Source organism: Flagellimonas beolgyonensis (genome assembly GCF_003992615.1).
GTDB classification, from domain to species: Bacteria; Bacteroidota; Bacteroidia; order Flavobacteriales; family Flavobacteriaceae; genus Flagellimonas; species Flagellimonas beolgyonensis.
On the sequence record NZ_RZMY01000017.1, the window covers coordinates 40,883 to 53,139 of the forward strand.

General features: G+C 44.2%; 12 protein-coding genes. 5 read left to right on the forward strand and 7 right to left on the reverse strand.

Annotated features, from left to right (window positions below):
- Positions 1-8: 8 nt before the first annotated feature.
- Together EO131_RS13400 and EO131_RS13405 are read left to right on the forward strand one after the other, a co-directional pair.
- On the forward strand, positions 9-1,502 hold the full coding sequence (locus EO131_RS13400; RefSeq protein WP_127023134.1) for a hypothetical protein: 1,494 nt from the start codon (positions 9-11) through the stop codon (positions 1,500-1,502).
- 137 nt (positions 1,503-1,639) lie between these two features.
- A complete protein-coding gene (locus tag EO131_RS13405; RefSeq protein ID WP_241243853.1) occupies positions 1,640-2,806 on the forward strand; it encodes a histidine kinase in 1,167 nt (388 codons plus the stop codon).
- Between the two features lie 12 nt (positions 2,807-2,818).
- Here the strand turns inward: EO131_RS13405 and EO131_RS13410 are convergent, their stop codons facing one another.
- Positions 2,819-3,556 (reverse strand): lysophospholipid acyltransferase family protein, encoded by a 738-nt coding sequence (locus EO131_RS13410; protein ID WP_127023140.1) that lies wholly within the window; start codon positions 3,554-3,556, stop codon positions 2,819-2,821.
- Between the two features lie 148 nt (positions 3,557-3,704).
- Between EO131_RS13410 and trpS the strand changes: the two genes are divergently transcribed.
- The gene (gene trpS / locus EO131_RS13415) at positions 3,705-4,673 is read left to right on the forward strand and encodes a tryptophan--tRNA ligase (RefSeq protein ID WP_127023143.1); all 969 of its coding nucleotides are present in this window, start codon (positions 3,705-3,707) and stop codon (positions 4,671-4,673) included.
- On the opposite strand, the gene dprA is transcribed toward trpS, so the two are convergent.
- On the reverse strand, positions 4,670-5,776 hold the full coding sequence (gene dprA, locus EO131_RS13420; protein WP_127023146.1) for a DNA-processing protein DprA: 1,107 nt from the start codon (positions 5,774-5,776) through the stop codon (positions 4,670-4,672). The genes trpS and dprA overlap by 4 nt on opposite strands.
- A gap of 105 nt (positions 5,777-5,881) precedes the next feature.
- On the opposite strand from dprA, the gene EO131_RS13425 reads away from it, so the two are divergent.
- Together EO131_RS13425 and EO131_RS13430 are read left to right on the forward strand one after the other, a co-directional pair.
- Positions 5,882-6,823 carry an HU domain-containing protein gene (locus EO131_RS13425; protein WP_127023149.1) on the forward strand — a complete coding sequence of 314 codons (942 nt, stop codon included), beginning with the start codon at positions 5,882-5,884 and terminating at the stop codon, positions 6,821-6,823.
- Positions 6,824-6,880: 57 nt separating this feature from the next.
- A complete protein-coding gene (locus EO131_RS13430; protein WP_127023152.1) occupies positions 6,881-7,393 on the forward strand; it encodes an acyl-CoA thioesterase in 513 nt (170 codons plus the stop codon).
- Between the two features lie 3 nt (positions 7,394-7,396).
- Here the strand turns inward: EO131_RS13430 and EO131_RS13435 are convergent, their stop codons facing one another.
- Genes EO131_RS13435 through EO131_RS13455 form a run of 5 tightly spaced genes read right to left on the reverse strand, consistent with a single transcriptional unit; the run spans position 7,397 to position 12,226 of the window.
- On the reverse strand, positions 7,397-8,233 hold the full coding sequence (locus EO131_RS13435; RefSeq protein ID WP_127023155.1) for an aldo/keto reductase: 837 nt from the start codon (positions 8,231-8,233) through the stop codon (positions 7,397-7,399).
- 3 nt (positions 8,234-8,236) lie between these two features.
- A complete protein-coding gene (locus EO131_RS13440; RefSeq protein WP_127023158.1) occupies positions 8,237-9,463 on the reverse strand; it encodes a murein hydrolase activator EnvC family protein in 1,227 nt (408 codons plus the stop codon).
- Position 9,464: 1 nt separating this feature from the next.
- Positions 9,465-10,247: a lipoprotein insertase outer membrane protein LolB1 gene (gene lolB1 / locus EO131_RS13445; RefSeq protein WP_127023161.1), complete on the reverse strand. Its 783-nt coding sequence runs from the start codon at positions 10,245-10,247 to the stop codon at positions 9,465-9,467.
- Positions 10,247-11,167: a tetratricopeptide repeat protein gene (locus EO131_RS13450; protein WP_127023164.1), complete on the reverse strand. Its 921-nt coding sequence runs from the start codon at positions 11,165-11,167 to the stop codon at positions 10,247-10,249. Before EO131_RS13450 ends, lolB1 begins: the two co-directional genes overlap by 1 nt.
- 42 nt (positions 11,168-11,209) lie before the next feature.
- Entirely contained in the window at positions 11,210-12,226 is a 1,017-nt protein-coding gene (locus EO131_RS13455; RefSeq protein WP_127023167.1) for a sugar phosphate nucleotidyltransferase, read from the reverse strand.
- Positions 12,227-12,257 lie beyond the last annotated feature (31 nt).

Consider the following 12,257-nt stretch of genomic DNA (forward strand, 5'->3'; position numbering starts at 1 on the left):
GACCAACGATGGGGAAAAAGAAATTAGAGCAATTGTTCAAGGAACGTTTTCAGGACTTTAGGGAAGTTCCGGACGAAAAGGTCTGGAATTCCATAGAAGCCTCTTTGGACAACAAAAAACAACGAAAACGGGTATTGCCTATCTGGTGGCCCTTGGGAGGCATTGCCGCTGCAATGCTTTTATTACTGATGGTGTTCAATCCTTTTGAAGACCAAATTACAGAAACGGAGCAGATTATTTCCGATACCGAAGTGACCGATCCGAATGTTTCCAGCAAAGAAAATAAAACAAACGGCGAAACACCAAGCGCGATCGTAAACAGCCCTGTTGAAGAAAGTGTGGCGAATACAACGACCCGAAAAGATGTGGTGGAAAAGGAAAATCAGCCTATTGTATCTTCATCAGATATCGGAAAAATTGTTGCCGAAACTTCGGGCCAAAAATCAAATTCCAACAAAAAAGATGCTTTGGCAATTGCTTCTGATAAAAGTTTGGCTTCGGCTAATTTGAAGGAAGAAAATGCCAATGAAAATGGGTTGTCCAATGCACAAGATCAAGAAGCCGGTGTGATCAAAACCATCATGGATCGTGAAAAAGAGGCCATTGCACTACATGATGAAACAAGGGAAAAACCCAATGCCATTGGCAATGAAAGCGAGGTTGAAAAAGAAACCGATGCAGTCGTTGAAAACCAAGAAGAAGGCAAAATATCCATCTATGATGCCATTAAGGAACAAGAAATGGAAAGGGATGCCGTGGCAGCAAATTCATCCGGCAAGTGGTCCGTTGGGCCTTCCGTTGCTCCAGTTTATTACAACGCATCGGGAAATGGCTCACCCATACACTCCGACTTTGCTTCCAATTCCAAGTCGGGCAATCTTAATTTGAGTTATGGTCTTACACTGGGCTATGAAATTGGCAAAAAACTGAAGGTGCGGTCCGGGGTGCACAAGGTCAACTTTGGCTATGATACGAACGATGTTGTATTTTCATCTTCACTTCGGTCCTCTACCAGCGACAAGTTTGCCAACATCGATTACAGCCAAAATTCAGAGACCATAGTGGTGCAGAGCAAAAAGGTGCCTTCCAATTCGGACGTTGCCAGTGCCAAGGAAATTGCTGTGAACGAAACCCCCGCCTTGGATGGAAAAATGGTTCAGCAACTGGGGTACATCGAAGTACCACTGGAACTGAATTATACCCTTATGGACAGAAAATTTGGAATGGACCTCATCGGCGGTTTCAGTTCCTTGTTTCTCGTGGACAATGCCGTATTGCTTGAATCCAACGAACTGGTCACCGAAATGGGAGAAGCCAATAATGTGAACAATTTTAATTTCAGTGCCAATTTTGGAATGGGCTTCAATTACGAGATTGCCCCCAAGTTCCAAATCAATTTAGAGCCCGTATTCAAATATCAATTGAACACGTTTACGAATACCGCAGGTAGTTTCCGGCCGTATTCCATTGGCGTATATAGTGGTCTTCGATTCAAGTTTTAGATATAAAGAAGTTGGTTAGGAAGATTGTCCCTTTAGACAATCACTTAAGTGCCCCCTATCGGTGAGGGGCACTTTTTTTGTAAGTAATTCATTTATAAATTTTTAGTACATTGACCCCAACACTAACCTCAAATGCCGTGAAAGACGAATCATTTGAAGATATTCTTATTTATTTTTCCAAATCACTATTGGGCAAAGAAAATGAGGAAGACATCCTGTGGGACGTAGCCAAGAACTGCATATCACAATTGGATTTTGTGGACTGTGTGATCTATGTCCTTGATGAAAAACGGAAGGTTTTGGTGCAAGAAGCTGCGCACGGACCCAAAAACCCTAAGGATAAAATCTTGTTCAACCATTTGGAAATCCCGCTGGGCAGTGGCATTACCGGAGCAGTGGCAGTCTCGGGAATTCCGGAGATCATCAACGATACCTCCAAGGATGTTCGATATATCCGGGACGACGAAAACAGGCTGTCCGAGATTTGCGTCCCTATTTTATATGAAGAGGAACTATTTGGAGTTATTGATTGCGAGCATCCAGAAAAAGACTTTTTTACCGCCAGGCATTTAAAAATGCTCACTGCAATAGCATCCATTTGCGCCATCAAAATAAAAAGTGTCCGTGCCAATAAGGCCCTGTTGGATAAACAGGATAAACTGTTCAAGATCCGGGAGGAAATGTTGGAACTGAAGCTCAAAGCCCTCAATTCACAACTCAATCCTCACTTTGTCTTCAATTCGTTGAACGCCATCCAATATTTTGTTACTTCCGAAAACAAGCCAATGGCCTTGGAATACCTATCCACTTTTAGCAGGCTCATCCGATTTTATTTGAAACAATTGGGCAAGGACACGGTTTCGCTATATAACGAGATAGACATGCTCCACTGGTATCTCAAATTGCAAAAATTAAGGTATGATGATGCTTTTTCCTATGATATTTCTTTGGAGAAAAATTCCGATAAACTTCAAGAGGCGAGCATCCCTACTTTGGTCATACATACCCTCTTTGAAAATATTATTGAACACGCCATGTTCAACCAACACCAAGGACAATACTTCAACATAGCATTTAGGGCAGCTTCGGAATTTGTGACCGTTGCCGTTTCCTGTCAAAAGAATAATTCAAAAAACAACGTGCTCCCAGAATACAGGGAAGGTATTTTAAGATGGAAAGACCATTTGGAACTGCTGAACATGGTAAAGGGCTATGATATAAAAAATGAAGTAAAGACCAGTTCCGATAATGGAAAAACCATCGATACAATTGTTCTAACCCTTCCCAATTTGACCAAAGCCTGATCGAGTCAAAATTTAATTTGAACTTAGTTCCTGTAGAATAACTTCCCTAACTTCCTCCCGAAGTGTGGAAGTATCCTCCGTCGCCAAAATACCTGTTTCGAAAAACGGATGTACCTTGACCCGCACCCTGCCGGGGCCACCACTCAGAAAAGTAAATGAAAAGCGTTTTTTGTTGTCGTAAAAGGTCATGGGAACCACCGGGATTTTGTGCGCAATGGCCATTTTAAAAGCGCCGTCCTTAAATTGGTCCAGGACCACATGTTCTTCCGGAACACCACCTTCTGGAAAGATACAGATGCTCAATCCCTGATCCAAACGCCTTTGTGCCCTGCGGTATACCCCAGTGCGACTTCGCACATCGTCACGATCCACCATAATGCACACCCTTTTGTAGAAAAAGCCAAAAATGGGGATGTTCACCAATTCTTTTTTTCCAACAAAGACAAAAGGATTGCGGCTCACCACCAATATGAGCATAATATCGAGCATACTGGTATGGTTGGCCACCAGCATATAGCTCTTGCCCTTCACCATGCGTTGCTCCCTTTTGATGATGGGAATGCATCCCATGCCATATAAAATGGGGCGTGCCCAAAAATTTCTTGCCAGCCAAAAAAATTGGGGATAGGTGTGTTCGGAAAGCGTGAGGGCCAACAAAAAAGGAAAAAATAGAAGAATGGGTAACGTTACCAGCACATAGAACCAAATCCTATATAAAACATGACCCAAGTTTTTGATCAGTCCGAGCATGCGCCAAAAGTAGAATTTTTGGAAATGAATACGGCATTTCCTCAAAAATCTTTGGAATTGACCAAGAATTGATGCCAATTTTTCCAAGTTGTCCATGTCGCTTTTTTTAATCCTAGGGTATACGTACTTTTACGGGCAAAATTGAGATATGGCCCGAATTCTGACCGGAATACAAAGTACTGGAGTGCCCCATTTGGGAAATATTTTGGGAGCGATCATCCCTGCCATAGAAATGGCCCAAGATCCCAAAAACGATTCCTTTCTTTTCATTGCGGATATGCACTCCCTTACCCAGATCAAGGATGGTGAACTATTGCGTAAAAACACCTACGCCATTGCCGCAGCATGGTTGGCCTTTGGCCTAGACGTGGAAAAGACCGTATTCTACAGGCAAAGTGATATTCCACAAACCGCAGAATTGGCCTGGTACCTGTCCTGTTTTTTTCCTTACCAAAGATTGACGCTGGCCCACTCCTTTAAGGACAAGGCCGATCGGTTGGACGATGTTAATGCTGGCATCTTTACCTATCCGATGCTCATGGCTGCGGATATCTTGTTATACGACGCAGATATCGTTCCCGTAGGCAAGGACCAATTGCAACATTTGGAAATGACCCGTGATGTAGCTTCCCGTTTCCATCATCAAATGGGGGAAACCTTTGTGTTGCCTCAGGCCAAGGTGCATGAACAGACCATGTACGTACCCGGTACAGACGGTGAAAAAATGAGCAAGAGCCGTGGCAACCTCATTGATATTTTTCAACCGGATAAAAAATTGCGCAAACAGATTATGGGCATCGTAACGGACAGCACCCCCATGGAAGAGCCCAAAGATCCTTCCAGCGATAATGTGTTTGCCCTTTACAAACTGTTGGCATCACAAGAACAGATCGAGGAAATGAGCGCCAATTATTTGGCGGGCAATTATGGCTATGGACATGCCAAACAGGCTCTCTACGAGGTGATCGTTGAAAAGTTCAATGAACCTCGAGAAAAATTCGACTACTACATGAACCACTTGGACGAAGTGGACGAAGCCTTGGCCATCGGTGCCGAAAAAGCACGCAAAGTGGCCCATGAGGTGCTAGGCCGGGTAAGGACGAAGTTGGGGTATTAAATCGCCTCGAACAATTTACCGGGCAAGGGTCGGATTACACCCTTCATTTCCATGGACAATAAAGTGGATGATGTTTTAAAAATAGGAAGGTTACAAGCCAAAGCAACGGTGTCCAACAATTGTTTACCGTTCAACTGCAAATACGAGTAGATAGACTGTTCTGTTGGGTCCAAGTCGACGAACAGTTGTTTTTGAATGGGTTGTTGCACCTTTTTTTCCTCCAATTCCCATCCCAAAAGGTAGACCAATTCCGCTGCCGAAGTCAACAGATGTGCCTTTTGTTGTTTAATCAGATCGTTGCAGCCCTTGCTCAGTTTATCGGTGGTTCTGCCGGGTACCGCAAATACTTCCCGGTTGTAACCGTTGGCCAACTCGGCCGTGACCAAACTCCCTCCTTTTTCGGCAGACTCCACTACAATGGTTGCCTCACTCATCCCGGCAATGATTCGGTTGCGTTTTAAAAAGTTCTCCCGGTCCGGTTTGCTCGTACTCCAAAACTCGGTAACAAACCCTCCGTTGGCTTCCATCTTGCGCTGGTACTTTTTATGGGCCTTTGGATAGATTTGGTTGAGGCCGTGCGCCAAGCAAGCAATGGTCTGCAAACCCTTGTCCATGGCCGCCTTTTGGATGGAAATATCCACGCCATAGGCAAATCCACTCACAATGACCGGGTCCAAAGGGGCCAATTCCTCAATAAACTCCATGCAGAAGGAACTGCCATAATTGGTAATGTTGCGCGTTCCCACCACACTGATGATCTTTTGCCCCGACAAATCCATCTTTCCCTTTGAGAAAAGCAAAATGGGGCCATCCACGCAATGTTTTAATCGAAAAGGATAATCGGCATCATTAAAATAGGAGATGTGCACTTGTTCTTTGGACAAAAACTCAAATTCCCTTTTGGCGTCTTCCAAATAAATGGGGTCGTGCAACCCTTTCAAGGTTTGGGTTCCAATACCATCAATTTTTAAAAGTCGGTGCTGTTTGTCCTCAAAAACTGCCGTTGGACTACCGCAATGGGCTATTAATTTTTTGGCAGTGATATCGCCAATATTGGGAATGGCCTGCAGCCTCAGGGCCGCAATAATTTCAGGTTCAGTCATTTGATTTGGGAGTCAAAGTTGTCCACAAAATACAGATTTTCAAATGTTAATAAAAAGTTATCCGGCATATTTTGTACTCTTCCAATTTTTACAATATTTGTGGCTATGCGGATTGATTCTTATATCGAAAAATTGCTTTTTGAGTACAATTGTGTCGTGGTACCCGGTTTCGGGGCCTTTTTGGCACATACTACCTCAGCTGTGATCGATGCCGCAAAAAACACTTTTGTACCCCCATCCAAGATCATTTCCTTTAATGCCCAACTTTCCAAGAATGATGGCCTGTTGGTTTCCCATATTGCCAAGGAAAAAAAATTAGGGTACGAGGAAATGCTTCAGGAGGTAGAGGCTGTTGCCAAAATGTGGAAACAACGGCTTAACCAAGGTGAATCCATCGAATTGTTCGGTATTGGCAAACTCTCCCAAAAGGACCAACGGATTCAGTTTCAACCAGAGAACAAAGTAAATTTCCTTACCTCATCCTTCGGGTTGTCCTCATTTACGGCCAATCCAGTACAACGTGAAGTAATGAAAGAGGAAATCCAGGAACTTGAAGAAAAAATACCGTTCATTATCACACCTGAACAGCGAGAGACCGCTTCATTCCGCTCCTGGTTAAAATATGCCGCTGTTATCTTCTTGGCCGTCTCCATGGCCGCAACTTCGTATCGCACCTACGATGACTTGAAAGAAAAAGAAGTGGCCGCGCAAGAAATAAAGGACAAAGAAGTATCCCGATTGATCCAGGAAGCCACCTTTTTTGAAAGTGCACCATTAGAACTTCCTGCCATCAGTATTGAAGTGACCAAAAAACAATTGGGCAAGCACCATGTAATTGCCGGTGCATTCCGTGAAGAACAAAATGCCGAAAAGCGAGTGGCCCAACTGAAGGACAAAGGCTTCAATGCCTTCTATTTGGGCATGAACCGCTACGGCCTGCACCAAGTAGCCTATGATAGCTTTGAGGACCCCAAGGAAGCCTTGGCCTTTTTGAAAAAGGTAAAGGCTACCGATTCGAGGGATGCGTGGTTGCTTTCGGAAAAATAGGTCTGCTTTCTTTATTTCCTATTCCCACTTGAATATCTTTGCGCAAAAATTAAAGGTATGCGCGCTAAAACTCCCAGTGAATCACGTACAATCATGACCGATTTGGTCCTGCCCAGTGAAACCAACCCCTTGAACAATCTGTTTGGCGGGGAACTTTTGGCGCGAATGGACCGTGCCGCCAGCATTGCGGCCAGACGTCACAGCCGCCGCATCACAGTAACTGCTTCGGTAAACCACGTAGCATTTAACCGTGCCGTACCACTGGGCAGTGTAGTCACCGTGGAAGCTTCCGTTTCCCGTGCATTTACATCTTCCATGGAGATTTTCTTGGATGTGTGGATCGAAGATCGCTTTACAGGGGAACGCACCAAGGCCAATGAGGCCATTTATACCTTTGTGGCCGTAGATGATACGGGAAAACCCACCGAGGTGCCCCCATTGGAACCGGAAACAGAATTGGAAAAGGAGCGATATGCCGCAGCCCTTCGCAGAAAACAGTTGAGTTTGGTATTGGCCGGAAAAATGAAGCCTGCAGATGCCACCGAGCTGAAGGCGCTTTTTATGTCCTAAGGTTTAAAAATCGAAGTTGTCCGGATCAGGTCCAAAACGCTTGCCCCTATCCAAGGCATTCAGTGCTTTCATATCCGCCTCGCTGATCTCGAAATCGAACAAGTCCGCATTGGCGATGATCCGTTCCTTTTTGGACGACTTTGGAATGGTCACCACGCCTTTCTGCAAATCCCATCGCAAAACAATTTGGGCTATGGTCTTGTTGTACCTATGGGCCATTTCTTTCATTACCTCCAAATCGAAAATATGGCCCTGCATCAAAGGGGACCATGCCTCGTATTGGATATTATTGGCATTGCAGAAATCCAATAGCTCTTGTTGCACCAAATACGGATGAAACTCCATTTGATTGATCATGGGTACAATCTCGACACTTGGCAACAAGTCTTCCAAATGGTGCTTCAAAAAGTTGCTCACCCCAATGGAACGTACTCGTTTTTCCTTATACAACCGCTCCAAAGCTTTCCAGGTGTCCTTGGAAAGTTCCCCTTTCGGCCAATGGATGAGGTAGAGATCCAAATAATCGGTCCCCAACCGCTTCAGGCTGGCGTCAAAGGCTCGTAGGGTTGCATCATAACCTTGATCGTTGTTCCAGACCTTGCTCACCAAAAAAACGTCTTTTCGGTCCACTTCACTTTCGCGAATGCCCTGACCTACACCTTCCTCATTATCGTAGATCGATGCGGTGTCGATATGTCTATATCCATGATTGAGGGCATCTTTTACCGCATGGATTACTTCATTGCCATCTTTGGAAAGATACACCCCCAATCCAAAATAGGGCATTTGGACCCCGTTGTGTAACTCGAAGGTCCCTTGTAGATTCGTAATTTTCTTCATGGTTTACAGTTGATAGATCCAATCTTCCGGATTCAAGCGATTGGAATCCCTATAAAGATAAAACTTCAATTTGGTTGTGCCATCCAACCGATTGGTATTTATTTCGCCCAATACCTCCTTGGCGGCCACTTTGTCGCCCTTCTTTACATATAAAGTGGACAAATTGTAGTATGTGCTGATGTAGTTTCCGTGCTTCAGCGTTACCCCTTTACCGCCGCCTGGTACCGAGATGATGGCAATGACCTCGCCTTCAAAAATGGCCCGTGCTTTGCTTCCCTTATCAGTAGTGATGGTAACTCCGTTATTGCGATGTTTGATGCCAGGGTACAATTTATCGGCATACTCGCCATACCCTTGGCTTTTGATGCCTTTTTCCACTGGCCAGATCAATCTTCCCTTATTGGCCGAAAAATTATCGGCCACCAATTTCGCTTCCGGGGTAAGGGCAAATGTGGCACTACTTGCAGATTTACCCGAACTTCTGTTGGAACTGGCAATGGCACTCTTGATCAGGTTCTCAATCTCACGATCGATCCTGCGGGCCTCTTTTTGTTTTTCGGCAATTGCTGCGGAATATTTGGCCTCATTTTGCTTTATGCTTCTCAAAAGGCTCCGTTGCGACTCAATTTCTTTGGACAGTTCGTTCTTGGCCTTGGTATTTTCGGCCAACAAGATTTCCTTTTCCTTTCGTTGACGGACCAAATCTTGGTTCAATTGGGTAAGCTCATCCGTTTTCTGGACAATTTCTTCCCCCTGTTGCTTTCGATGCTTTGCATATTGCTGCATATACTGCAGCCGTTTAAAGGCTTGGAAAAAGTTGTCTGCCGATAACAAAAACATCAATCGATTGCTCTGGGATTTGCTTTGATAGGTTTTCCGAATAAGATTGGCATAATCTTCCTTCAACAGCTTTAAATCTTCCCGAAGCTTACTGATGTTTCGAATATTGACATTGATCTGCCGATTGAGCAGATTGCTTTGTTGGTTGGTGACCCTAATCAGCTCTTGGCGCACATTGATTTTGTTATCCAATGCCTCCATTTGGTCCAAAACCGAGCCCTTTTCTTTACGCTCCGCAAACAGCAATCGGTTGATTTCCTTTATTTCCTGTTGCAGTCGGGAGCGTTTGGCCTCCAAGGCCTTTTGTTCACTGGTTTGTGCAGCTACAAATGTTGATGTAAAAAATACAACTAAAAGTATATGAATAAAATATGAAGTTTTACCTTTCATATTACTTTAATGTAATTTTATCGTAGCCTTTGGGGATTTTATAGGGAAAACTTATGGGTTTGTTCAATTCCAAGTTACGAAAACTTAGATCAATTGTGGTAAAATCGCCTTCTTCCTCCGCCACGATCTTGATTTCATCCGGCAACACGTTTCCAGAAATATCCTGATAGGTATATTTTGCTTTTAACTGTCTTGATTTCTCGGGCTGGGAAATTTCTTGGGCCGCAATTTTGAAATGTTTTGGCTCCAATTGGAACAAAATCTTGAACAGTTCTTGCGCATTTTTTGGCTTTAGTTGATAGTTACCCTCATACACATTCGAAGTAAATTTCTCCTTTCGCAGATCCAACACTGCGTTCCCCAACAAAAGGTTCTGGACTTTGTCAAAGTCGAGCTCGGTACCCAAAAGTTGGCTCAAGTAACTGAAGTCCCCTTCAAAATACTCGTTTTGCAGCTTGTTATAAAACGACACCTGTTTTGGGGTAATATGTGCCTTGACCATACCCAGGGGCGCACTCATCCAGATGACTTTGTCCTTTTCCATCCGAAGGCTTACGTTAACGCCTTGGCTTTCCTCTCCATCCGAATAATCAATTTTCACCCTGCCACTCAACGTTTTAAATCTGGGCTGATTGGTGTAGTGGTTATTGATGATGTTCTTTACTGACATTTTGGAATCCACTTCCCCGCCTGTCACTGTTCGTGTGCTTTTACAAGCGCCCAGTGTAAGCAGAAACACGCCCAAAAGCGATAGTTTAACAAATATGTTCTTATGTTGATGCATTATAATCCTGTGTTGATTTTGTTCAAATATTCATTGGCTTTTTGGGTATTGCCAATGGCAGTGTACGCTTTGGATAATTCTCTGTACATGTCATTGGCCAATTGTTGGTCGTCCAACAGATAGTCCAAACCGCTTTCCAATACCTCTATGGCCTTGTTCGAATTGCCATTGCGATGCAATGCTGCACCGTAGGCATAGTAAAAATAGGGCTGCAAGGGGTAGTTGTCCAAGGCATCCTTCGCCACATCCAAAAGCCCATTGTCGGATGCTGCAAGCAAATTTTCGATTTCGGCTCGTAATTGAGCGACGGGGTCTGTACTTTCTTCTTCTTCTTTCAATTTGGGAGCCGGTGTTTTGGCCAATTCCTGTCCTTTTTGAAGGGAATCATTGATTTTTTCGGTCAATTCGGTGACCAATCTTGAAGTGCCTAGCTCTTTCAAGATTCGCCTTGCCTCTTCATACTTTTGTTTTTTAAAATAGGCTACGGCCAGGTTCTCCTTTAATTTTTGATTGGCGTATGGAATTCGTTCCTGTATTGTTTCAAGTGGAGTTCCTTGCAGCTCCAGAATGGTGAGTAGATTGTCCGCATACCAAAAATCCGTTGGCTCTGCAATCAATGCCGCTATGGCGTACTCCTGTGCCTTGATGTATTGTTTATCCAGCAAATAAGCTTTGCCCAATTCATAATCCACCACGCTGTTATCGGGCTCCAGTTGCTTGCACTTAAGCAAAAGGTCAATGGCGCGGTCGTAGTTTTGAATACCCTTCTGCTTAAGGGCCTCAAAAAAGTTTTCTTGAAATTCGTCGGTGTATTCTTCGAGATAGACTGCGGCGCTTTCTTGTTCGTCTTGGGCATGAGAGGTGCCCCATGTCATCGCTGACACTGCAATTCCCATCCAAAGCAAAACCTTTTTTTTCATAACATCCTAAGTCCCCATCAACCCAATAAATCCATCTTAAAGTTATTCCAAAACGGAATAATCACCAATACTTATGGATTCAAAATTTCCATTGAATACCACATGGTTACCGATCATGGCATTATCCAAGTTGGCATTATATATTTTACTGTTCCCTTGGATCAAGCTGTTTTTGACCGTGCAATTCTCCAATACGGTATTATCGCCCACTGAAACATATGGGCCAACCGTTGTATTTTTCAGCACCACGTTTTCCCCGATGAAACAGGGTTCGATGATATTTGCGTTCTCTTGTTGTACCGAAGAAGAAATCATATTTTCTCCCTCTTGCTCCAAAAAGCCCAACATACGCTGATTTGTTTCCACGGTCACGTTTTTGTTCCCACAATCCATCCACTCACTCACCTTACCTGGTACAAATTTCATGCCCTTTTCCATCATTCGTTTGATACCATCATTAATTTGGTATTCGCCTCCGTTGGTGATGTCATTGTCCAGGACATGTTGCAGCTCATCTTTTAGCACCCCAACGTCCTTAAAGTAATAAATACCGATAACGGCAAGGTCGGAAATGAACTCCTTCGGCTTTTCTACCAACTCGACGATATGATTGTCCCCATTGAGCTTCACCACACCATAGGCTTCAGGCCGTTCCACTTGTTTTACCCAGATAACACTGTCCGCTGACTTATCAAGGTCGAAATCGGCCCGGATCAAGGTATCGGCATATGCAATTACCGCGGGGCCGCTCAACGACTCTTTCGCACTCATGATGGCGTGTCCGGTGCCCAATGGCAAATCTTGTCGGTATATAGATCCCTTAGCGCCTAACTCATTGGCCAGGTCCATCAGACTTTCAACTACATCATCCCCAAAAAATGCGGGGTCTCCTAAAATAAAGGCAACTTCCTCGATGGGTTCGCCCAACACTTTGGCAATATCGCTGACCAATCGGTGTACGATGGGTTTACCAGCTACCGGAATCAGTGGTTTGGGAACTGTTAATGTGTGTGGTCTTAATCGGGAACCCCTTCCCGCCATAGGGACAATTATCTTCATTTTTTACTAGTATCGTTATTAGTGTTTGTTT